This window comes from Arthrobacter sp. S39 (assembly GCF_004320525.1).
Taxonomy (GTDB): Bacteria; Actinomycetota; Actinomycetes; order Actinomycetales; family Micrococcaceae; genus Arthrobacter.
Genome location: NZ_SIHX01000015.1, coordinates 63,042 through 84,510, shown reverse-complemented (window position 1 = coordinate 84,510; position 21,469 = coordinate 63,042). Strand labels below are relative to the sequence as shown.

18 protein-coding genes and 1 pseudogene are annotated in these 21,469 nt (G+C 68.2%); 4 read left to right on the top strand and 15 right to left on the bottom strand.

Features of this window, described 5'->3' with window-relative positions; translation table 11 throughout:
* The 3 genes and pseudogenes from EYS21_RS20950 to EYS21_RS20940 form a co-directional block, all read right to left on the bottom strand.
* A pseudogene (locus EYS21_RS20950) lies at window positions 1–292 on the bottom strand (endonuclease); the annotation flags it as partial.
* A 113-nt stretch (window positions 293–405) separates the two neighbouring features.
* Entirely contained in the window at window positions 406–1,428 is a 1,023-nt protein-coding gene (ligD, locus tag EYS21_RS20945; RefSeq protein ID WP_131135176.1) for a non-homologous end-joining DNA ligase, read from the bottom strand.
* A gap of 45 nt (window positions 1,429–1,473) precedes the next feature.
* Window positions 1,474–2,166 (bottom strand): DedA family protein, encoded by a 693-nt coding sequence (locus EYS21_RS20940; RefSeq protein ID WP_131135175.1) that lies wholly within the window; start codon window positions 2,164–2,166, stop codon window positions 1,474–1,476.
* A gap of 240 nt (window positions 2,167–2,406) precedes the next feature.
* Here EYS21_RS20940 and EYS21_RS20935 point away from each other — a divergent pair, with 240 nt between their 5' ends.
* Window positions 2,407–3,084 (top strand): alpha/beta family hydrolase, encoded by a 678-nt coding sequence (locus EYS21_RS20935; RefSeq protein WP_131135174.1) that lies wholly within the window; start codon window positions 2,407–2,409, stop codon window positions 3,082–3,084.
* Between the two features lie 21 nt (window positions 3,085–3,105).
* On the opposite strand, the gene EYS21_RS23935 is transcribed toward EYS21_RS20935, so the two are convergent.
* Entirely contained in the window at window positions 3,106–6,036 is a 2,931-nt protein-coding gene (locus EYS21_RS23935) for a LuxR family transcriptional regulator (RefSeq protein ID WP_131135173.1), read from the bottom strand.
* Window positions 6,037–6,181: 145 nt separating this feature from the next.
* Between EYS21_RS23935 and EYS21_RS20925 the strand changes: the two genes are divergently transcribed.
* Window positions 6,182–6,409 carry a hypothetical protein gene (locus EYS21_RS20925; protein ID WP_131135172.1) on the top strand — a complete coding sequence of 76 codons (228 nt, stop codon included), beginning with the start codon at window positions 6,182–6,184 and terminating at the stop codon, window positions 6,407–6,409.
* Between the two features lie 44 nt (window positions 6,410–6,453).
* On the opposite strand, the gene EYS21_RS23495 is transcribed toward EYS21_RS20925, so the two are convergent.
* Entirely contained in the window at window positions 6,454–6,606 is a 153-nt protein-coding gene (locus tag EYS21_RS23495; RefSeq protein ID WP_165478370.1) for a hypothetical protein, read from the bottom strand.
* A gap of 154 nt (window positions 6,607–6,760) precedes the next feature.
* The gene (gene hrpB, locus EYS21_RS20920) at window positions 6,761–9,448 is read right to left on the bottom strand and encodes an ATP-dependent helicase HrpB (protein WP_242633543.1); all 2,688 of its coding nucleotides are present in this window, start codon (window positions 9,446–9,448) and stop codon (window positions 6,761–6,763) included.
* 101 nt (window positions 9,449–9,549) lie between these two features.
* Here hrpB and EYS21_RS20915 point away from each other — a divergent pair, with 101 nt between their 5' ends.
* Entirely contained in the window at window positions 9,550–9,810 is a 261-nt protein-coding gene (locus EYS21_RS20915) for a hypothetical protein (protein ID WP_131135170.1), read from the top strand.
* 39 nt (window positions 9,811–9,849) lie between these two features.
* Here the strand turns inward: EYS21_RS20915 and EYS21_RS20910 are convergent, their stop codons facing one another.
* The 3 genes from EYS21_RS20910 to EYS21_RS20900 form a co-directional block, all read right to left on the bottom strand.
* On the bottom strand, window positions 9,850–10,728 hold the full coding sequence (locus tag EYS21_RS20910) for a DUF4097 family beta strand repeat-containing protein (RefSeq protein ID WP_131135169.1): 879 nt from the start codon (window positions 10,726–10,728) through the stop codon (window positions 9,850–9,852).
* Window positions 10,729–10,785: 57 nt separating this feature from the next.
* On the bottom strand, window positions 10,786–11,301 hold the full coding sequence (locus tag EYS21_RS20905; protein WP_131135168.1) for a toxin-antitoxin system HicB family antitoxin: 516 nt from the start codon (window positions 11,299–11,301) through the stop codon (window positions 10,786–10,788).
* A 94-nt stretch (window positions 11,302–11,395) separates the two neighbouring features.
* Window positions 11,396–12,871: an APC family permease gene (locus EYS21_RS20900; RefSeq protein WP_131135167.1), complete on the bottom strand. Its 1,476-nt coding sequence runs from the start codon at window positions 12,869–12,871 to the stop codon at window positions 11,396–11,398.
* Window positions 12,872–13,038: 167 nt separating this feature from the next.
* On the opposite strand from EYS21_RS20900, the gene EYS21_RS20895 reads away from it, so the two are divergent.
* On the top strand, window positions 13,039–13,515 hold the full coding sequence (locus EYS21_RS20895) for an NUDIX domain-containing protein (protein ID WP_131135166.1): 477 nt from the start codon (window positions 13,039–13,041) through the stop codon (window positions 13,513–13,515).
* A 58-nt stretch (window positions 13,516–13,573) separates the two neighbouring features.
* Here the strand turns inward: EYS21_RS20895 and EYS21_RS20890 are convergent, their stop codons facing one another.
* The 6 genes from EYS21_RS20890 to EYS21_RS20865 are packed head-to-tail and all read right to left on the bottom strand — an operon-like array spanning window position 13,574 to window position 21,394.
* A complete protein-coding gene (locus EYS21_RS20890; protein ID WP_131135165.1) occupies window positions 13,574–14,797 on the bottom strand; it encodes a PLP-dependent aminotransferase family protein in 1,224 nt (407 codons plus the stop codon).
* Window positions 14,794–16,488, bottom strand: a complete 1,695-nt coding sequence (locus EYS21_RS20885; protein ID WP_131135164.1) for an ABC transporter ATP-binding protein — start codon at window positions 16,486–16,488, stop codon at window positions 14,794–14,796. Before EYS21_RS20885 ends, EYS21_RS20890 begins: the two co-directional genes overlap by 4 nt.
* A gap of 5 nt (window positions 16,489–16,493) precedes the next feature.
* On the bottom strand, window positions 16,494–17,345 hold the full coding sequence (locus EYS21_RS20880; protein WP_131135163.1) for an ABC transporter permease: 852 nt from the start codon (window positions 17,343–17,345) through the stop codon (window positions 16,494–16,496).
* Window positions 17,342–18,295, bottom strand: coding sequence for an ABC transporter permease (locus EYS21_RS20875; protein ID WP_131135162.1), 954 nt, complete (start codon window positions 18,293–18,295; stop codon window positions 17,342–17,344). Before EYS21_RS20875 ends, EYS21_RS20880 begins: the two co-directional genes overlap by 4 nt.
* Window positions 18,292–19,935 (bottom strand): ABC transporter substrate-binding protein, encoded by a 1,644-nt coding sequence (locus EYS21_RS20870; RefSeq protein WP_131135161.1) that lies wholly within the window; start codon window positions 19,933–19,935, stop codon window positions 18,292–18,294. Before EYS21_RS20870 ends, EYS21_RS20875 begins: the two co-directional genes overlap by 4 nt.
* Window positions 19,936–19,981: 46 nt before the next feature.
* Window positions 19,982–21,394 (bottom strand): FAD-linked oxidase C-terminal domain-containing protein, encoded by a 1,413-nt coding sequence (locus EYS21_RS20865; protein WP_131135160.1) that lies wholly within the window; start codon window positions 21,392–21,394, stop codon window positions 19,982–19,984.
* Window positions 21,395–21,469: the final 75 nt, after the last annotated feature.

The following is a 21,469-nucleotide window of genomic DNA, read 5'->3' as shown; positions in this document are numbered from 1 at the left end:
GCCCGATGGTCAGCACGCACGCGATCTCCGCAGCCGTCGACGCCTCCTGCGCCTGCGCGGACATGGTGGGAGGTGCCATTGCCTGGACATTGTCCGCGTACTTCGCGGCGGCCTGGGCCTTCAACGCTGCCATCCGCGGCTCTGACCGGGCCGCCCCCGCCAGGATGTCCAGGCAAAGATCTGACGTGTCCTGCATCGGATCGTCATCCGCGTCCGCGCCGGAGCCGGTCCCGTCCACTTCGGCACTAAGCACCGCATAGGCAGCATCGATATCCGCAAATGCCTTCGCCACCGCCGCTCTTCCCATATACCAATCATGGCGGGAGGCACTGACATTATTGCCCGCAGACCACGCCCGGCGGCAGGCTAAGAGGTGTTGGCGGGGGCCGGACGCCGGACCGCGACCTAGTCCGGCTTGCGGGCCCGGCTGGGCTGCACGCGGGGAGGTTCGCCCGGCATCTTGGGATAGTCGGGCGGGAAGGGCAGCTCGCCGAGTCCCGCCTTCAGATCGTGGTCCCACCAGCCCAGGAGCGTATCGATCGTGCCTGGGTTCGCGTTCATGCCGGCCCAGGGATCGCCAACGGTCTTCAGCCGGTCCGGGACCGTAAGGATTGTGAAGTCCTTCGGGCTGATGCTCTCCAGCTCATCCCAGCTGATCGGGCAGGATACTGATGCGTTGGCCAGGGCGCGTGGACTGTAGGCGCCGGCGATGGTCCGGTCGCGGTTGGCCTGGTTGAAGTCCAGAAACACCTTCTTGCCCCGTTCCTCTTTCCACCAGGCCGTGGTGACCTTGTCCGGCATCCTCCGCTCAAGCTCCCGGGCGGCAGCGATCACGGCATGACGGACGTCCAGGAATTCACGAGTGGGCTCAACTGGCGCGTACACGTGGAGTCCGCGGTTGCCTGACGTTTTGATGAAGCACGCCAGGCCGGCCTCCGCCAGCACCTCCTTTAACGCCAGCGCTGCCGGGACGGCGTCATCGAAGTCCGTTCCCGGCTGCGGGTCCAGATCGATCCTGAGCTGGTCGGGGTTGTCTGTGTCCCCGGCCAAAGAGGGCCACGGGTGGAACACCACGGTATTCATCTGTACGGCCCACACTGCGGCGGCCGGCTCGTCGAGGACAAGCATGGGATGCGAACGCGCGCTCGGAAAGACGACCTTCACTGTTCGGATGAAATCCGGTGTTCCCTTGGGCGGGTTCTTCGAGAAGAACTGGTCTCCCTCGACGTTTTCGGAGAACCTCTGCAGCGCCACCGGCCGGTCACCGTTCGCGGAGATGAACGCCTCCCCCACGTCCACCATGTAGCGTGCGAGGTCGAGTTTGGTCAGTCCCAGCTCGGGCCAAAGGACCCTGCCGGGGCTGGAAATCCGCATCTCGCGGTCGCCGTTCGGGCCGGGGACGGTAAGGGTGGTCTGTTCGCTCGCCATGGGGACAAGCTACACCCCGCCCATTCCCCGGCAAACAGAATGGGCTCAGACGGTGACACGCTCCCGCCGTTTCCGCAGCTTCTTCGCAACGAACAGAACCACCAAACCGGCCACGGCAACAATCACCAGCAACTGGAGCACACCGGCATACTCCTCCACCCGGGGCCAGTTCTCGCCCAGGAAGTATCCTGCCAGGATCAGGACCGAGTTCCAGATGAGGCTTCCCGCGAGCGTCAGTCCCAGGAAACGCCACAACGGCATCCGGTCGATCCCGGCGGGGATGGAGACGAGGCTCCGGAACAGCGGCACCAGGCGGCCCAGGAAGACCGCCTTGCTGCCATGGCGGGCGAACCACGCTTCCACCCGGTCGACGTCGGCGACGGCCACCAGGGGGATCCGGCCGATCAGGGCCCTGGTACGGTCCCTCCCAAGCCATCGGCCCAGGAGATACAGCACGTAGGCGCCCAGCAGTGACCCGGCCGTGGTCCACAGAATGGCGTCCAGCAGGCTGAAGCCGCCGCGGCTTGCGGTGAAGCCGGCGAGCGGAAGGATCACCTCGCTGGGGATCGGGGGAAACAGGTTTTCCAGTGCCACCACCAGCCCTGCCCCGGGTGCGCCCACAGCCTCCATGACGCCGACCACCCACTCCGAGACCCCGCTGAGATCAGCGGCCGCCGGGTTCGCGGCGGATGGGATTGCGCTAGCGGTGGACAAGGGGGCGGCAAGGGCAGCGGTCATGGTGGTTCCTCCAGGATCGGGTTGACTCCCACTCTCCGGCGCCGGGCTAACGTCCGGCTGTCTCCCTGCTGTGCCGTGCCTGTGCAGGCAACCGCCAGGCCGCCGGGCCGCGGACGGGAGAGACCGAGGGCGGAACCGTACGCTGAGGGAACCGGAAGGCTGACGGAACCGGAAGGCTGACGGAACCGCACGCGGGCAGAAGCAGGACGGAAGCAGGACTGAATCCGGCATGATGGATCCATGACCGTCTCAGAGTCCGCCCTGACCTTCGCCGTGGGCGACGTCGGGGTTTCAGCGTCCTACGCACGTCCCGAGCAGCCGTTTGCCACCCTGGTGCTGGCCCATGGGGCAGGCGCGGGTATGGAGCATCCCTTCATGCGCGGGTTCACCGACGCCCTCAACGACGAAGGCGTCGCCACCCTGCGCTTCAACTTCCCGTACCGGGAGGCCGGGCGGAAGTTCCCGGACCGGCCGCCTGCCGCCATCGCGGCCTGGCGGGCCGCGATGGACGAGGCAGCGCGGCAGGGCGCCGGACACGGGGACACCTGGCCGGTGTGGGCGGCCGGCAAGTCATTCGGCGGCCGGATGGCGTCGATGGCGGTTGCGGAAGGTATGTCTGCCGCCGGGCTCGTCTACCTTGGCTATCCGCTGCACCCGCCGGGCAAGCCGGAGAAAATCCGCGACGAACACCTGTACGGACTCACGCTGCCCATGCTGTTCCTGCAGGGTTCCCGCGACACGTTCGCCACCCCGGACCTGCTGGAGGGTGTGGTGTCACGGATCGGCGAGTCCGCCGCACTGGAGTGGATCGACGGCGGGGACCATTCGTTCGCAGTGGCCGGCAAAAAGCGCAGCGCCGATGAGGTGGGCGCCTCCCTCGCGGCGACCGTTGCGGACTTTATGCGGACGCGCGGGTGACCGGCACCTCTGCCCGGCACCTCAGCGCGGCCGGTCTGTTGTAGCGCCGGCCGGAGGACCCGACGCAGGACCGGCGGAAGCCAGCCGCGCAAGGTCCAGCCGGTTCGCTGCGCCGGTCTTGCGCAACAGGTTGGAGATGTGTGAGCTGACCGTCTTCTCGCTGATAAACAGCGCCCGCGCAATCTCGCCGTAGGTCCTTCCCGCAACCACGTGGTCGAGGATGTCCAGCTCCCGGGGTGTCAGGCCTGGCAGGACTGCTGCAGGGCGCTGCCCGTTGGCAGCCACTGGCACCACCGGGATCCTCGCCCTCGCGGCGAGGCCCTCGAGGGCCTCCCGTATCGGTTCGGCCTGGAGCTCCGCTGCGAGGGCGAGTCCCCGGCGGAGGAGCTGGGCCGCGTGATGGCCAGGGTTGTGCCCATGCAGCAGCAGCGACTCCACCGCACGCCGGCAGGCGTAGGCTTCCTCCCACGGCAGGGACGCGTCCCGGAAGGCATCGGCTGTCCGCGCCCATTCCGGCCCGTTGCCGTTCGGATTCCGTGCCCTGCCCAGCTCCGCGGCGTAGAGGAGTTCAAAGGCTTTCACCTGCCGGCGGTAGAGCTCCGTCTCCCCCAAACGTTCGTGCAGGATGCCGGGGAAGCGATCCTGGAGATCGTTGGCGGTGGCCAGCAGGCCTGACGTCGGTGAGCCCGTGTCCCGCGCGCGCTGGACCTGGTCCGCGAGTGCGCGCGCGGCAACGGGAAGAAGCCACTCACACATGGTGGGCGGCGGACCCGGGCCGGTGGCACCTGTGAGCGCCGCTTCGAAGGCTGCCTCCGGGCGCCCGGCCGCGGCGTTAACTTCCGCACGGATCGCGTCGAAGTCCAGGTTGAGGAGACCTGAAGTCTCCGCATACAGCTCGTCGGCCCGATGAAGGTGGACCGAGGCCTCGTCGTGCCGGCCCTGCAGCGCCGCGAGCCGTGCGGCCGTCAGCCTGGCACCCACGTCCCCCATCGGTCCGGGATCAAAGCCGAGAGCGACCCGCAGCGCAGCCCGGCATTTCCGCCAGTCACCGACGGCCAGGTAGCTGGCCGCTTCGTCTGCAGCAATTTTGGCCGTGTATCCGTGGGGCGCACCCCGGTCCACAAGTTCCTGCCTGGCCCGGTGCAACAGGTCCGCATACGCTGCACTGGTCCAGGGCCCTTTCGCGTTGCCCGTCCAATATGTTGCGTGGACGAAGGCCCAGAAATCACGCGCCTGGAGCGCCTCCTTTGCTCCTTCGGCCGCCAGGGGAATACCTGCCTGGGGGTGCCCCGCGTTGGTCTCGGCGATGGCCGCCGCGGTCAGCGCGTAGGACAGCGCCCGGTGGTCCCCGGCCTCCCTGGCCACGGCAAGTGCCTGCCTGGCGGGAGCCTCGGCACCCGGCTCGTTGTGCCACATGGTTGCATGGGACAGCTCGGCCAGGGCCAGGGCGTGCTGCCAGCTGCGGGGCGCGGCTGCGGAGAGCCTGACTGCCTCGCGGATGTCGGGCAGGGGGAAGAACCCCTGCCCGGTGGACAGCTGCAGGTGCATGCGGCGCACCATCAGCCCGGCCCGGGCAAGCGCTCCGCCGGGAAGGTCGGACCCGCCCAGCAGCGCCTCGATGGATTCCAGTTCCACGGACAGTGCCCCGGCCTCGTAAGCAGCCTGACGGACCCGGTCCCACAGATCCAAGGTTGGTTCTTTCGCATCTGGCAGTCCCTGGCGCAGATCCAGGGCCCGGCTGAGCATCCGCAGCGCATCGCCGTTCGCTCCGGACCCACGTGCCACGTCCGCCGCTACCAGTGCCCAGCGGTAAGCATCAGCGGTATGGCCGGCCTGATGGTGGTGGTCAGCAAGGGAAACCACGACGGCGGCATCCGGGCGTGTGCCGCCGTCGAGCTGCCGTTCGTAGTACGTGGCGAACGCCGAATGCAGGCTCGTGCGGTCGTCGGCATCCAGCGCCAGTTCCAGTGTTTCGGCGATGAGCGGATGGTGGAACCAGTAGGTTCCATCCGGGGCCAGGTCCAGGATTCCTGCCTCCGCCGCGGAACGCAGGGCCGCCGGTATGCGTTCGGGATCAAACGACGGCGCGGCGACCTCCCGCAGGTCGGCCCCGCTGGTGGCCTTTCCGCCGACGGCCATGATCCGGGTCAGTTTTTGGGCTTCAGGTGACAGCCCTTGCCAGGACCGCAGGACGGCGGACTTCAGGTCAGGCGGGAATCCGGCCGGAAGATGCCGGTCTCCAGCTTCAAGGCCGGCCACCAGCAGGAGGTTGAGATAGGGGTTGCCGGCCGAGCGGGCGAACACTTCGTTGACCAGCGTCCGGTGCGGCGGCGCGCCCAGGATCGCGGCGAGCTGCGCCTCTGTGTCCGGCCTGTCGAGCGGAGCCAGCGTCCTGGTGCCCACGCCGGGCAGCCGCCGGATATCTGCCAGCCAGCGGACAAGCTTATGGCCAGCGCCGACGTCGTCGTGCCGTACGGTTCCGATTACCCCCAGCCGGCGCTCCTCCGGGCCGGCCACAAGGTACATCAGGACGTCCAACGTGGTTTGATCCGCCCACTGCAGGTCGTCAACCACCAGCAGGACGGGCCGCTCCAGGCTGAGCCCCGTGAGCCACTCATCGATAAGCAGGGGAAGCTCCGGACCGGCCTCCCAGAGATGGGACGGCGCCGGAACACGGGCTGCTCCGGCGGAACGGAACGCCGAGCGCAGGGCCAGTAACGGCACTTCCATGGAGGCCAGCGGCAGTGCTGCACCCGTGAGGATGGCAACCTCCGGAGAAGCAGCCGCGCACGCCTTGGCAACCAGCGCCGTCTTCCCCACTCCGGCGTCCCCGGAGATGAGGAACGTCCGGGCCCTACCGGCACAGACGGCACTGATGACTCCGGCCAGTTCTGCCAGGTCCGCTGCCCGTCCGATGAAATCCGGGCCGCCGTTGTCCAACGGTTTTGCCACAGTCCCAGCTTGCACCCCTGTGTCCGGCCGGTACAGATCTGAGGGGTACCCCGCCTGGTTCTGAGGGGCACCGCCTGATGTGGCGCCGTGGCACGGGAGAGCAGGCTGAATCTGTCAGCACCCGCACATCCTGAAGGGAAACGCCATGTATTCATCGATCGGTTCACGCCGCAGGACGGGAGCTACGCTTGCGCTCTTCCTCCTGGCGGTCATCGCTCCGGCACCGGCCAGCGCCAGGGAGCCGGCAGCGCCGGAGGACACCGGCATCAACACCGGTTACTGTCCGCTGACGCGGATCGGCACCCAACTGGTCCGCTGCGACAACCTCACCGGAGCCGGTGTCCCGGCACCTTACTGGATTCCCGAACAGTAACGGGTCCCGGCAGGGCGCCGAACCGGCCGGTGGCCCGGCGTCAGCTACGCGGCGTCGTCGTGCCACCAGCCTTCCCAGGCGGTGGAGGTCAACTGGCCGTTAGGGAACTCCGTCTTGCCGCTTCCGCTGCTGTACGCACGGTTGTCGTCACTCCGGCGGGCGTCGAGCAAGAGGTTCAGGCTACTCAAAAGCAACATCGTTGCGTCCTTTCATGTCGTGGTGTGGACCACGCTGTCCACGTATCGACGAGCCTAACGGCGGGATGTTTCAGCACGTCGACGCCACATTTCCGCCATGTAACGCTCCTCTCACGCTGCCGTTCGGGGGACATGAATCCGCCCCACGACGGCGTTACATCCGGGATTTGGTCCGTGCGGTTGCCTGCGCCGTCCACGGATCCTCAGGCCAGGGATGCCTGGGATAGCGGCCCCTCATCTCCGACCGCACCTGCGCATAGGGCCCGGACCAGAAGGACGCCAGATCGTCCGTCACGGCCAGCGGGCGCCGTGCCGGCGACAGCAGGTGGAACAGCACGGGCACCCGGCCGCCCACCAGCCGCGGCGTGTCCGCCCAGCCGAAGCATTCCTGCAGCTTGACCGCCACCACCGGCCGGCCGCCGTCGTCCGTCCTTGCAGAATCCGCGCCTGAAGCATCACCAACGGCACGGTCCGGCACGTCGGGGTAGTCGATGCGGACGCGCGACCCGCTGGGCACTTCCAGTGTCTCCGGCGCGAGTTCGGCCAGCTGCGCGGCCTCGGGCCATGGCAGCAGGCGCCGCAACGGGTCGGTGAGGTCGATGGTGCCGGTGGCGGCTCCCCCTGCCAGTTTCTCGAGCTCCGGTCCCAGCCAGTCATCGAGCCGGGCGAGCAGGGCCGGCTCGGAAACGTCGGGCCACGGCTCACCCAGTTCACGGCGAAGCAGGGCAAGCCGGCGGCGCAGGGCGTCCGCCGCCGTCGACCATCCGATGGTTCCCAGCCCTTCCTGGGCGAGGGCGCGGGCCACCGCCGTACGCCCTTCGGCGGCGGACGGGCGAACGGGTGTGGAGGACAGGACAATCGCGCCCAGCCGGCGTTCCCGCCGTGCCGTGACGCGGCCCTTGCCGAACGTCGCCTCGACGGTGTCCGTGAGGAGGTGGCGGGCTGCTGCTTCCGCGGTGTCGGCCGTGATGGGCGCAGCGGAACGGATCACAGCACCCGTTCCGGCTGCGTCCCGGCCCTCCGCGCGCGACACCTCCGCCACCGCCAGCCACTCATGACCGGCCAGGGAACTACCCGCGGGCAGCCCGGCCCGGGTGCCGGACGACAGAAGGTAACGCTCCGGTCCCGCCCCCGGAACCCGCCGCGCCACCCGGTCCGGGAACGCGAGGGCGACGACGGCACCCACCGCTTCCGCTTTGCCCGGCGCGGCGTCAAGGACAGAGGGCGCGACGCCGGCGCCGTCCTTCCGCACGATCGCCTCCATCCGCCGGACGTCCTCAGTCCACCGCCGGGAGGCAGGCTCCTTGCCGCTGCGGAGTTCGGCCAGGAGCCTGGTCAGGTCGGCCCCCGGTGCCCGTTGGTCCCCCGCCACCAGGGCGACCGCTTCTGCGGCTGTCCGCGCGCCCACGGCTCCGGCGCCGTCCAGCAGTGCGCGGGCCAGCCTGGGATCGGCGGGGACCCGGGCCAGGGTCCGGCCCAGCGCGGTGGCGTGGCCGTCCGCTGCCACGGCGCCGAGTTCGCGCAGGACTTCAACAGCATCCTGCATTGCTGCCTGCGGAGGGGCGTCCGGGAGCGCGAGTCCGGTGCCGCCGGGCGAACCCCAGCAGGCCAGGACCAGGGCCGCGGCGGTGAGGTCGGCGACGGCGATCTCCGGCGTCACGTGGGCGGGGGCCGCGCCGAATGCCCGCTGGTCGTAGCAGCGGACCACCAGGCCCGGGCCCTGCCGCGCGGCACGGCCGGCCCGCTGGTCAGCGGACGCCCGTGAGCACGAAACGGTCACCAGTCCGGACATGCCCCGGCTTGCATCCCGCCGCGGCTCGCGGGTCAGGCCGGAGTCCACCACTTGTCGGACCCCCGGGACGGTGAGCGAGGATTCGGCCAGGTCGGTGGAGACGATGATGCGGGACAGGGCGTGGTCGCTGCGTCCGGAGACGGCACGGTCCTGCTCCGCCGGGCCGACCTGGCCGTGCAGCTCCAGGACCTCCGTTCCCGCGCCGGTGCGGCCGCGCAGGCGAGCTGCCACATGGGCCACCTCCCGGGCGCCGGGCACAAACACCAGCGTGTCCGTGTCTGCGCCCGCCCTGGCGTGCGCCGCTGCAGCGGTGTCCGCAACGTGGTCCAGGAATGCGCGCGTCACGCCCCGTCCGTCCAGCCGTGCCACTCCCGACGGCGCCCATTGAACCTCCAGCGGGTACAGCGCGGACGGGCAGTCGACGACTGGAGCCGGCCCGCCGCCGTCGTGATCTTCTGCTTCTCCCGTGGATGCGCTCCCGATCAGCGCGGCGAAGCGCGGGGCGTCCAGGGTGGCGGACATTGCCACCAGGGTGAGGTCTCCGCGGAGCTGCCGCACTTCCGTGAGCATGCCCAGCAGCAGGTCCGTCTCCAGGCCGCGTTCGTGGACCTCGTCCAGGATCACCGCGCCTGCCGTTTCCAGACCCGGGTCATCCAGGAGCCGGCGGAGCAGGATCCCCGGGGTGACGAACTCGATGAGCGTCCCGGGGCTCCCCTGGCGTTCGCCGCGGACCGTATAGCCCACCCTGTCGCCGAGCCCGCTGCCATCGAGGGCGGCCAGGCGCCGGGCCGCTGCACGGGCGGCCACCCGCCGCGGCTGGGTGACCACCACCCGCCGCTGTCCCTGCCCGTCAGTGGCGGCCAGCAGGTTGGCGAGCAGCGGCGGCACCAGGGTGGTCTTGCCCGTGCCCGGCGGCGCCTGCACCACTGCGGTCCCAGCCGCACCGCCCGGGCGCAGCGCCGCTGTCAGGTCGCCCAGGGAGTCTGCAAAGGCCAGCCCTGCGCCTATGGAGGCCAGGTCGAATGTCAGGGGAATTCGCAGAGAGGTCACACGCCCATTCTCCTCGCATGGCCGGTGCCGGGCTGACTGTCCCTGCGGCAGCGTGACGTAGGAGAGACTGGAGGAAAGTCACTTACGAAAGCAGGACCAGCATGATCACTCTCCAGCAGGACACCGAAGGCTTCATCCGGATGAAACGCCACTTTCCCGGCAGCGCCGAGGTCACTGTCACCTTCGCTGACGGTTCCCGGGAGGTGTTCAGCGGCCTGGAGCTGAACCGGATCTACGACGACGCCCTGGCCGTCTACCGCGCGCAGAACCAGCTCGACGCCAAGGGATTTTCCCGGGGGCCGAAGAAAAAAGTCCAGTCCGCCATCGAGTTTGTGGCCATCCATCCCGGCATGGGGAAGTAGCAGGCCCGCCAGTCGGGCTCCGAACTGGTTACCGGGTAATTACTGGATTCTGCTTGGCTGCACTGGCTGTCCGGGCCGGTGGATCGCGACGTCGCCGTACGAGGTCCGGGCCCGGACTTCGATGCGTTCCGTGGATTCCCCCGGGCCCTCGGCTGTGGCCAGGGCGTTGCGGACCTTCCCGTACTTGGTGCTGACGTCCAGCCACGCCGCCGTGCCTTCGGGGATGCCGATGCCCACGTCGCCGTAGGCCGTTTCGATGACCAGGGAGCCGCGCGTGGCCTCGCCGACCCGGATCTTGCCATTGGCGGATTTGGCGGTCACCGACGACTGCGCCCTCCCGATGTGGATGTTGCCGTTGGCCGCCTTGATGTGGACTTCGCCAGCCGCGTCCCCGATCCTGATGTGTCCGTCGGAGTTCCTGATTTGGGTGGAACCGCCGATCCGGTCGACGCGGATTTCACCGGACCCGGTTTTGAGGTCGACGTCGCCGGCGGCCCGGTCCACGACGACGTCGCCATAGCCGGATTCCGCCTTCACAGCATCCGCCCGGCCGAGCCGGATGTGGCCCATGCCGGTTTTGAGGTCACACTGTCCAAGGTTCCCTTCGCCGTCGAATTTCCCCATCCCGGCCTCCCATCGGACGTCGGAATGGGACGGCAGCTTGACGATGACGTCAACCGCGCCATTCCCGGTGAGGATGGCGAACCGTTTCCAGTCCTTTGACCCCTTGATGAAGAGGGCGCCGTTGGAGAAGTCAATGCTGGTCTGCTCGGCGGCCCTGATGTCAGCGGCCCTCCCGGCGTCGCTGGGGCGGACGTAAACAACGGTGTCGGTCCGGTCGCTGGCGGTGACGCGGATGTCGCCGAGGTTGTACTCGACGTTCAGGGAGATGCGGTCGGGGGTTTCGAAGGTCGGCATTGCGGTTTCCTTTGGACTGTTCAGTCAGTGCCTTGATGGGGGTTTCGCGTCGGAGTGCTAGCGGACCCAGCCGGTGAAGGTGCGTCCGCCGGACGGGGTTCGGCGCGGCTCGGTTCGTCCGTTGCCAGCGCCGTCCAGCGAAGCGGTGACGGAGCGGACGAGCCAGGCGTTGACAGAGACTTTGTCCCTGGCGGCTGCTTCCTCGATGCGCACCTTGAGCGGCTCGGGCAGCCGCAGGGTGAACCTGGCGGCCGGACCGTCATCACCGTCCTGGGCGGGCGACGGGTCGACCGGAAGGCTGTCCGCGGCGTCGTCGAATTCTGTACTGGCCGGCGGAGGTGTCACCACAAACTCGGGATCGCGGCCGCGGAGCCGGACGTCCACTGAACCCGGCGCAAGTTCCCGGGTGATCTCGCTGGCGGCGGCCGCCAGCGCCTCCAGCAGGACCAGCCGGGAGGCGGTCTCCAGCGGCGCGGTCAGGCGGGCGGCAAGTTCACGTGCCGGCTCGCCGCCGGCTGCGGAGGCAGTACGCAGCTGCTCCTGGAGGCTCATCACGTACTGTTGCAGGTCCATGACATCAGTATGACGTCATCATGACGTCATGGCAATGGCATGGGGACGTCACCGCGGATTCTTCACCGCCGAAAGGGGGCGGCCCCGCTCAGGGTCAGCCCTTGTCGTCCTTGCCGACGTTCTGCAGGCCGACGGAACCGTCCGGGCCGGCGTTGGTTCGCCTGTTGATCAGCCACGTGATGAACCACAGCACCACGCCGATGGCCATCAAGCCTCCAGCGATCTGGTACTGGATCACGTTCCGGCCAACCCACGGTCCCGCGAGGAAGGCGCACAGCAGCGCGGCGAGAAGCGGCAACTGCCCTGGCGAGGTGAAGAACACCTTGCGGTTGGGGTCCCGCTTGCCGCGCAGGACCACGCAGGCCACGTTCACTACGGTGAAGACGCAGAGCAGCAGGAACGCGGTGGTGCCGGAGAGGTTGGCCACGATATTGCTCTTCGGGTCGGACGTGACGTACCAGATCAGGCCCAGCGCCAGGAGGGTGGAGAACAGGATCCCGGCCCACGGGGTGCGGCGCCCCGGAAGCACCTTACCGAGCGGCCTGGGCAGGACGTGCTGCCGGGCCATGCCGTAGATCAGGCGGCTTGCCATCAGCATATTGATCAGTGCGGTGTTGGCGACGGCGAAGACCGCGAGGAACGGGAAGATCCGGTCGATCGGGAAGTCCGGCGAGCCTTTGTGGACCACCTCAAGCAGGGCGGCACCTTCGGCTTCCCTGATCCCTTCAAGTTCGGTGGGCGTCAGTACGCTGACTACGGAAATCGCCACGAGCATGTAGAGGATCACCGCTATGCCGAGACCGGTGAGCATGGTCCGCGGGAAGATTTTCTCCGGGTGCTGGGTCTCCTCCACCATGTTCACGGAGTCCTCAAAACCGACCATGGCGAAGAACGCGATGGAGGTGGCCGCGGTGACCGCCAGGAACAGGCCTTTGTCCTGGTAGTCGCTGAAGACGAAGATCTCCCCCGGATTCCCCGTGCCTTGCGCCATGACGTAGAAGCCGACGCCGATCACGATGCACAAGGCGGTCATCTCGACGATGGTCAGCACCACGTTGAACTTCACGCTCTCGCCCACGCCGCGGAGGTTGATCGCCGCCAGCAGCAGCATAAAGCCCATGGCGACGGCGGTGATCACGCCTTGCGCAGGTACTTCCATCCAGCCGTTGACCTCAAGGCCGCCGAAGAAGTTCTGGGCGAGGACGTTCGCGGAGGTGGAGGCGCTGGTGATGCCGGAGCAGACCACGGCGAACGCCACCAGGAACGTGACGAAGTGGATGCCGAAGGCCTTGTGCGTATAGAGCGCGGCACCGGCTGCCTGCGGGTACTGCGTGACCAGTTCGAGGTAGGAGAACGCGGTCAGCGTCGCGACGACGAACGCGAGCAGGAATGGCAGCCAGACGATGCCGCCTACGGTGCCGGCCATGGTGCCCGTCACGGCGTAGACGCCGGCGCCGAGGATGTCGCCGACGATAAAAAGGAGGAGGAGCTTGGGGCCGAGGACCCGCTTCAGTTCCGGCCCGTCGCCCTCGGGCGTGGCGTCGAATACTTCCTCAGAAGTCTGGCTCATGGCTGACCTCCACAGCGGGTAGACGGCTCCCGGTGGAACCGCAGCAGGATTCCCGGCCTCAATGTGACCTACTTCACTGTGAACCTCTCAGGCAACTTTGGCAACAGCGCCGGCCGCAAAAGGCAGAGCGGCAGCGGAGCGGTATAGCCTAGCCCGATGGAGCGAACATGACCGTCCGCAGCGCGGGCATCCTGCTGTACCGCCGGGACCCGGCGTCGGGCCTGCAGGTCTGGATCGCCCACATGGGCGGGCCGTTCTGGGCCCGCAAGGACGCCGGCGCCTGGTCGGTGCCCAAAGGCGAGTTTACCGACGGCGAGGACCCGTGGGCAACCGCCCAGCGGGAGTTCGCCGAGGAGATGGGCGTGCCCGCCCCTGCCGCCGATTACCGGGAGCTGGGGATCTTTAAACAGCCCTCGGGCAAGGTCATCACCGTGTTCGCGGCGGAGTCGGATTTCGCGCCGGAGCGGATCGTGAGCAACACCTTCCCGCTGGAATGGCCCAGAGGGTCCGGCGTGATCCGGGACTTCCCCGAGATCGACCGTGCCGAGTGGGCCACAGAGACAGTTGCCCGCACCAGGCTGGTGCGCGGACAGTTGCCCATCCTCGACGCCCTCATCGCCCAGCTCCAGCGGGATGGCACTTAGCGGCAGTCCCGGCGTCGAACATTGCCGTTAAGTGCCATCCCGCGGAATGCAGCGGGGCCTAGCCTGCCTGCTTTTTCACGGCCCGCCCGATGCGTGCCGCGGCCTCTTCCAGCTGTGCGCCGTCCACGTGGCCGTAGGCGAAGCGGAGGTGGCGGTCAGCGTCGGTGCCAGGACCGGACGGGAAGAACGAGCCCTGCTGGTACTCGACTCCTTCGGCGCTGGCGTGTGCGGCGAGCACGTCAGCCTTGATGGCGTCGTTGCGCAGCCGGGGCCACAGGAACAGCCCGCCGTCGGGGACAACGGCGTCGAAGGTTCCAGGGGCCTCGTGCTCCAGGGCGGCCACGAGGGTTTCGGCACGGCTGCGGTACAGCGTCCGGGCCCGACCGAGGGTCGCATCGAACAGCCCGGGCTCTGCCGTCAGCAGTTCGCCGACAACGGCCTGGACGAACGTGGAGGTGTGCGAATCGTGCCGGCTGCGCAGCGCCACGAGGTCCCCCGCCAGGTGCTCCGGGACGATGGACCAGCCCAGGCGGAGCCCGGGACCGAGGGTCTTGGTGAATGTGTTGATGTGGATGACGTGGTCCGAGGAGTTGAAGATATCCGCTCCCTCGGGCGGGGCGGAGTACCAGAGCTCGCGGTACGGGTTGTCGGCCAGGATGATGAAGCCATAATGCTCGGCGAGCCTGACAAGTTCGCGGCGCGCCTCAGCCGGGAGCGAGCCCTGCGTGGGGTTATGGAAGTCCGGCACCGTGTACAGCGCAGACGGGCGGGCGCCGTCCCGGAGCCGGTCTGCCAGCTCTTCGACGTCCAGGCCGTTCGGACCAACGCGGACAGGCAGGGTGCGCGCGGCGGACAGCTCCAGTCCCCGCAGGAACAGCGGGAAGATCGGGTTGTCGACGGCGACGAGGTCGCCCCGCTCCACCACCGCCTGAATGGCCAGGGCCAACCCGTGGAAGCCACCGTTCGTGACCAAAACGCGCTCGACGGCGACACCCTCACGTTCCGCGATCCACTCGCGCAAGGGCGAGATGCCTTCCGTGCGGGAGTACTGCAGGGCCGGGACACCGGGACGGGACAGCACCCGGGACGCCGCCGCGGCGAGCTGCTCGGTGGGCAGCACGCCGGGATCGGGAATGCCGCCCAGGAGTTCGATCGCGTCAGAACGCTTGTTGCGCAGGGTCGCGTCACCGAAGCCTTTGGGGGCACTGAGTCCTGCGATCAGGGCGGGCCGTCGGGCGGGCGCGGCCGTCACAAGCGGGCGTTCGGTCAGGTTTGTGGTCATCGTGTCGCCTTTGCGAGTTGAGGGAGGGTGGGTGTGCCTTGCAGTTCCGGGGACGAGACCCTCGGGATGGCATCCAGGAGCGTGCGGGTGTACGGGTGCTGCGGCTGGGAGAAGATCTGCTCCACCGGGCCGTCCTCCACCACCTTGCCGCGCCGCAGCACGGACACGGTGTCCGCGATCTGCCGGACCAGCGCCAGGTCGTGGGAGACAAACAGGTACGTCAGGCCCAGTTCGCCCTGCAGCCGGGTGAGCAGTTCGAGGATGCCGGCCTGCACGCTCACGTCCAGGGCCGACGTCGGTTCATCCAGCACCACGACGTCCGGGCGCATCACCAGGGCACGGGCGATGGCCACTCGCTGGCGCTGCCCGCCGGACAGGTCGGCCGGCCGGCGGGACAGGAACTCCGCCGTCAGGCCAACGGACTCCAGCGCTTCGCGGACGCGCCCGGCACGGTCCGCCTTGTCGCCGACACGGAACTGGTCCAGCGGTTCGCCGACAATCCGGCTGACGCGCCAGGTCGGATCCAGGGACGTGAACGGGTTCTGGTAGACGAGCTGGAGGTGCCGGCGGACCGAGCGGAGGGAGTCCCGCGAGCGGCCATGGACGGCTTCGCCCCCGACGGTGATCCCGCCGCCGTCGGGCTGTTCAAGGCCGAGCAGCAGGCGCACCGCCGTGGTCTTGCCTGAACCGGATTCGCCCACCAGTGCGTGCGTGCTCCCCCGTTCCACGGTGAAGGAAACCCCGTCAACGGCGAGGGTGTCCTTGCCGCCGGCGGAGTAGCGCTTGGAGACGCCCTGTACCTGGATCTGGGGCACGACGGCGGCCGGCGGCTGCAGCGCGGACGCCAACCGGTGGTGCCGGTAGCGGTCCGGGTTGAGGGCGGGAACGTCGGCATGCAGGTTCCTGGCGTACTCAGTCGCAGGAGAAGCGAACACCTGCCGCGACGGCCCGCTCTCCTGCAGCGCCCCGTCCTTCAGCACCACCAGGGAGTCCGCGCGTTCGGCGGCGATGGCCAGGTCATGGGTGATCAGCAGCAGGCTGATGTCCAGGTCCCGGCGGAATTCGGAGAGCATGTCCAGGATCAGTTTCTGGACGGTCACGTCCAGGGCGGACGTGGGTTCGTCAGCGACAATCAGCGCGGGCCGCGGCAGGACTGTCAACCCGATCAGCACCCGCTGCAGCATCCCGCCCGAGAGCTGGTGCGGATACGACTCGTACACGCGGGCCGGGTCCGGCAGGCCGACCTCCTTGAAAACGTCAAGGATGCCGGACCGCCGGGTATCGGCGTCGCCTGTGCCCAGCAGCGCGGCGGCCTCCTGTGCCTGGGACCCGATGGTCCGCACGGGGTTCAGTGCCGAGCCCGGGTCCTGCGGGATGTAGCCGAGCGAGCGGCCACGCAGGGGCCGGAATTCCTTCTCCGGCAGGGCGAGGACGTCGCGTCCGCCCAGGTGGACGCTGCCGTTGACGGTCGCCTGGTCGTGGGGCAGCAGCCGGAGGACGGCCTTGGCTATTGTTGATTTCCCGGAACCCGATTCGCCGATGAGCGCCAGGCTTTCGCCGCGCTCCAGGATGAACCCGACGTCGTTCACCACACTGTTGCGGCCGTAGGCCACGCACAGGCCGGCCACCTCGAGCAGTGCTTCGGCGTCGTTCGTTCCTGGCACGTCGTTGTCCTTCCATTGCAGGGTCATGGCGGTCACTTGACCTTCCGCAGCCAGCGGCTGATCCGGTTCACGGAGAGCACCGTGATGACGATGACCAGGGCCGGGGCGTAAACCAGCCACGGCGCCGTCGGGTAGGTCTTGCCCGAGGCCACCAGCAGGCCCCAGTCCGACGCCGGTGGCGGGTCGCCGTAGCCGAGGAACGCGAGGGAAGCGATGACCAGGATCGAGGTTCCGAACTGCAGGACGGCCAGTACCAGGACGGACCGATAGGCATTGGGCAGGATGTGCCTCAGCAGCACGTGGAGCCGGGAGCCGCCCTCAAGGTAGGACGCCTCGACGAAAGCTGCGCTGCGGACCCGCACCACTTCGGCGCGCATCAGCCGGGCAAACACCGCAACCGCCGTCACGCCGGTGGCAATGGCGGCGTTGATCGTCTGGAAGCCGAGCGAACTGACGATCACCACGGCAAGCAGGAAGCCGGGGATGGCCAGGAGGACGTCAACGAAGCGTCCCAGTACTGTGTCCACCCAGCCGCCGCGGAAGCCGCTGGCCAGGCCGATGGCGCCTCCGACGACCAGGCCGATGAGGACGGCAACCAGCGCGCTGGAGACTGAAGAGGCTGTGCCGTACACCACCCGGGCGTACAGGTCCCGGCCAAGGTAGTCGGTGCCGAACCAGTGCGCGGCACTGGGGGCGTCGAGCTTCGCCGCGGTATCGCCGACGACGGGGCTGTAGGAGGTGAAGAGTCCGGGCAGCAGGGACCACAGGACAACAACAAGCACCGCCAGGAAGGACAGCAGCACGGTAGGCGGCACACCCGAGGACGATCGGCGGGTGGCAGGGACGGCGCGGGGTACAGGGGCGAGGGAAATTTCGCTGGTCATGCGTGCACCTCCGTGCGGACTTTGACGCGGGGATCCACCAGCGGCGAGACGAGGTCCGCGATGAGGTTCACGGCCACAAAGACGATGGCGGACAGTGCCACCGCTGCCTGCAGGACCGGCTGGTCCTCGCCGGTGACGGCCTTCTGGACCACGGTTCCGAGTCCGTCCCGGCCGAAGGTCGTTTCGGTGATGACGGCCCCGCCGAGGAGTTCGCCCACGATCAGGGCCACCATGGTCACCGTGGGAAGGGCCGAAGGCTTCACCAGGTGCCGGACAAACAGGGACGCCTCGTTCAGCCCCCTGGACCGGGCCACCAGGGCGTAGTCCTGCCGGGATTCATGGTCCAGGCTGGCGATCAGGACCTCGGCCAGCGGGGCGGACACCGGAATGGCCAGGGTGATGGCCGCGAAGAGCGTGGCTGCCGCGCTGTTGGGATCGGTGGTGGTGAAGGAGTGCAGCCGGAACGCGAACAGCTCAATCAGCACCAGCCCGATGACAAAGTTCGGCACCGACAGGAACAATGCCGGGATGGAGCGCAGGACGGCCGCCCATTTCCCTGGCAGGTAGTGGGCGCCGTAGGCAATGGCCACGGCCAGGACGACGGCGATGACGAGCGCGCTCGCCGCCAGCCCCAGGGTGGACGGCAGGGCGTCGCCGATCAGTTGTGCCACCGGCAGGTTGGACTGCAGGGAGAACCCGAGTTCGCCCGTCAGGAAACGCCCCAGGGACAGCGCCAGCTGCACCAGCACGGGTTTGTCCAGGCCGTAGAAGGCGACAATCCGCTGGATCTCCTCCTCGCTCAGGCCATGCTGCGGATCGCGCAGGGAGTTGGTGATCGAGTCGCCGGGAAGCACGCTGATCACCAGGAACGTCAGGACGTAGGCCAGCAGGACCACGGCGATGGCCTGGGCCGCCCGGGTGAGGGCATATCGCTTGTACTGGCTTGTCATCCGGAGATCCAGGCAGTGTAGAAGTTGGCGTACGCCAGGCCGTTGTAGCTCACGCCCTGGACCTTGGGCGAGATGAGGTAGAGGCGCTGCACCAGCTGGTTGAGCGGGATGAAGTAGCCCTGCTCGAGCACGTACTGCTGGAGTTCGCCGGCGATCTTCGCCCGGGACTCACGGTCGGATGCGCTCGCGATGGCGGTGGAAAGGTCGTTGAGCTTTTGGTCGCCGGTGCCAAGGTTGAACCAGTTCTCGCCGTTGTTCTGGCTGGTGAGCACCCCGGCCACCGTGCCGACGTCGACGAAGCTCCGCGAGGTCTGGAACAGCGGCGGGCGGCTGGCCTGGATGGCCGCGTAGCCGGCCACGTCCACCACCTTCAGGTTCACTTTGACGCCGATGCGCTTAAGCTGCTGGGCGATGAGCTCGTCCTCGGCCGCGGTGGACGGCACGTACGGGTTCGGTGACAGCGTGAACTCGAGGGTCTTGCCGTCCCTGGTCCGGTAGCCCTCCGAACCTTCCTTCCAGCCGGCGTCGTCGAGGAGTTTTTTGGCGCGGTCGGGTTCGTAGGCGAAGGAGCTGCTGTAGTCGCCGGCTTCGGGGACGTTGCCCTGGATGAACGTGGTGGCGGCGTCCCAGTCATCGGTGTAGACCGTTTTCCGGATTTCCTCGCGGTCGATGCCGTGCTGGATCGCCTGCCGGACGGGGAGTTCGTTGGTGGGGAAGGCCTGGGTGTTGACCTGGAAGCCGTCCACGAATCCGAGGTAGCGGGGCGTGCCCACCGTGAAGCCCTGTTCCTTCAGGGATTCGATTTCCTGCGGCTCGACGTTGAAGGCCACCTCGGCCTGGCCGGATGCGACGGTGGATGTACGGACGGAGGTGTCCTTGATGACCTTGTAGGTGATGGTGTCCAGCCGGGCCGGGCCGGTGTGGCCGAGGGCTGCGGGACCCCAGTTGTAGTCCGCGCGCTTCTCCAGCACGTAGCTGTCGCCCTGCTTCCATGACTTGACCTTGAAGGGTCCGCTGCCGATCTCCTGGCTGAGGTCGGCCTGCGCCTCGACCGGGAGCGCGAGGGTCTTGGGTGAGAGCAGGATGCAGCCGTGGTAGCCGAGGGTGGCGATGAACCCCAGCGCCGGTGACGAGAAGGACACCTTGACGGTACTGGCGTCCGTGGCCTCGGCGCCCGCAAAGTTGCTGGACGGGAAGAGACCCACCTTGCTCACGCCCCGGGCCGGGTCACCCTTGGCCCACGCGTTGAGGTTCGCCACCACGGCGGCTGCGTCCAGCGGGGTCCCGTCGGAGAACGTCACGCCTTTCTTCAGGTGCAGCACGAACTCCCTGGCACCGTTGAGTTCCTCCCAGCTTTCGGCGATCCAGGGGCTGAGCGCGCCCTTTTCGTCGACGTATACCAGTTTGTCGGTGATCTGCCCCCAGAGGTTGCCTTCGTAGCTGGAGATCGACGTTTTGCTGGACACCCAGCCGGTGTCGTAGCCCTGGATCAGGAAGGTGATGTTGCCGCCGTCGACAGGTGTGCCCGGGTTGGCGGTACTGGAGGTTGCCGTCCCGCCGCAAGCGGTGAGCAGGCCGGTGAGGGTGATGGCGCTGACGCCCGCGAGGAAGGCGCGGCGCCGGATTTCGGGTGAGTGCATGGGAATTCTCCTTGAGGAAAGATGAGGGGGTGTCGCGGGGGAAGTACTAGATGGCCTTGCCGGGGTTAAGCAGCTGGCGGGGATCGAGGGCGGCTTTGATGGCGTGCTGCGCGTCGCGGCTCCGCGCGGAGAGCTCAAGGGCCGCCCAGTCGCGCTTGATGGTGCCCACGCCGTGTTCGCCGGTGACGGTGCCGCCGAGGGCGAGTGCCACGCGGACCAGCTCCGTTGCCGCCTCCTGCAGGGCGGCAGGCGGTCGGGCAGGGTCGCCGCCGGGCCCCCTGTCCAGGGTGATGAGGGGATGGAGGTTGCCGTCGCCTGCGTGCGAGACTGCCGAGATTTTCACGCCAAAGCGCGCCTCCAGTGCGGGGAAGGCTTCGTAGACTTTGGGCAGCTGTGACTTCGGCACGGCGATGTCCTCGCCGATGAACCACTGGTCCTGCGGCAGTCCGCGGCCGTGGCGGCGGAGTCCCCACAGGCGGACGCCCTCGCTGTCCGATTCAACAGTGACCCGCCCTCCGCTGCGCGTCAGTGCCGCGGTGAGGTCGGCCGCCTGCTCGTCGATGCCGTAGCCGTCGAGCTCAACGAGGATCAGCGCGGCGCCCCGGTCCCGCAGGCCTGACGCGGAGTATTCGTCGATGTTCTCCAGGGTGGGGGTGTCGAAAAACTCAATCGCGGCGGGCCGGACCGGAGACAGGGTGATGGCGGAGAGGCCTGCCGCGCCGTCCGCGGTGCTGTCGAAGAACGCCGTCAGCGTCCGGCGTGCCACCGGGATCGGGTGCAGGCGGACCGTTGCCCTGACCACGATGCCCAGGATGCCCTCCGATCCGACAAAGAGGGAGACCAGGTCCAGTCCGGTGACTCCCTTGATGGACCGGTGGCCCACGCTGATGAGGCTGCCGTCGGCGAGGACGACGTCGAGGGCCAGGACTGATTCCCGGGTCACGCCGTACTTGGCGCACCGCAGACCGCCGGCGTTGGTGGCGATGTTTCCGCCGATGGAGGAGATTTCGAAGCTTGCGGGGTCCGGCGCGTAAAACAGTCCGGAGGGTTCAAGGTGGGCGTTCAGGTCCGCGTTGATAACGCCCGGTTCGACGACGGCGACGCCGTCCAGCGGCGAGACCTCAACAATGCGGTTGAGCCGCTCCGTCGACAGGACCAGCTGGTCCGGGTGGGCGCTGGCGCCGCCGGAGAGTCCGGAGCCCGCGCCGCGGGGCACCACTGTTACACCGTGCGCGGCGGCGGCACGGACCACGGCCTGGACCTGCCCGGCAGTGGCGGGGAAGGCGACGGCGGGACCGGCCTGGGACGGTACGGCTGACTTTGCCGTCGCCGCGTCATGGAGGTAGTGGTTTGTCAGGGCTGATGCCCGCCACACCTCGACTTCCGGGTGCTTTTCGGCGAGAGCAAGGACGAGTTTTTCGACGGCGCGGGTCGCGGCTTCGGTCTGTGTTGTTGTCACCTTCGAAAAGTATTCGCGGCGGGAATAAACCTCCAATTTCCCTGACGCACATTCACACAATTCTCAATTTGAAGT

Coding starts and splice junctions, on each gene's coding strand:
- ligD (WP_131135176.1), bottom strand. CDS start 1,428: ATGGCGAGCGAACAGACCACCCTTACCGTCCCCGGCCCGAACGGCGAC.
- EYS21_RS20940 (WP_131135175.1), bottom strand. CDS start 2,166: ATGACCGCTGCCCTTGCCGCCCCCTTGTCCACCGCTAGCGCAATCCCA.
- EYS21_RS20935 (WP_131135174.1), top strand. CDS start 2,407: ATGACCGTCTCAGAGTCCGCCCTGACCTTCGCCGTGGGCGACGTCGGG.
- EYS21_RS20925 (WP_131135172.1), top strand. CDS start 6,182: ATGTATTCATCGATCGGTTCACGCCGCAGGACGGGAGCTACGCTTGCG.
- EYS21_RS23495 (WP_165478370.1), bottom strand. CDS start 6,606: ATGTTGCTTTTGAGTAGCCTGAACCTCTTGCTCGACGCCCGCCGGAGT.
- EYS21_RS20915 (WP_131135170.1), top strand. CDS start 9,550: ATGATCACTCTCCAGCAGGACACCGAAGGCTTCATCCGGATGAAACGC.
- EYS21_RS20910 (WP_131135169.1), bottom strand. CDS start 10,728: ATGCCGACCTTCGAAACCCCCGACCGCATCTCCCTGAACGTCGAGTAC.
- EYS21_RS20905 (WP_131135168.1), bottom strand. CDS start 11,301: ATGGACCTGCAACAGTACGTGATGAGCCTCCAGGAGCAGCTGCGTACT.
- EYS21_RS20900 (WP_131135167.1), bottom strand. CDS start 12,871: ATGAGCCAGACTTCTGAGGAAGTATTCGACGCCACGCCCGAGGGCGAC.
- EYS21_RS20895 (WP_131135166.1), top strand. CDS start 13,039: ATGACCGTCCGCAGCGCGGGCATCCTGCTGTACCGCCGGGACCCGGCG.
- EYS21_RS20890 (WP_131135165.1), bottom strand. CDS start 14,797: ATGACCACAAACCTGACCGAACGCCCGCTTGTGACGGCCGCGCCCGCC.
- EYS21_RS20885 (WP_131135164.1), bottom strand. CDS start 16,488: ATGACCCTGCAATGGAAGGACAACGACGTGCCAGGAACGAACGACGCC.
- EYS21_RS20880 (WP_131135163.1), bottom strand. CDS start 17,345: ATGACCAGCGAAATTTCCCTCGCCCCTGTACCCCGCGCCGTCCCTGCC.
- EYS21_RS20875 (WP_131135162.1), bottom strand. CDS start 18,295: ATGACAAGCCAGTACAAGCGATATGCCCTCACCCGGGCGGCCCAGGCC.
- EYS21_RS20870 (WP_131135161.1), bottom strand. CDS start 19,935: ATGCACTCACCCGAAATCCGGCGCCGCGCCTTCCTCGCGGGCGTCAGC.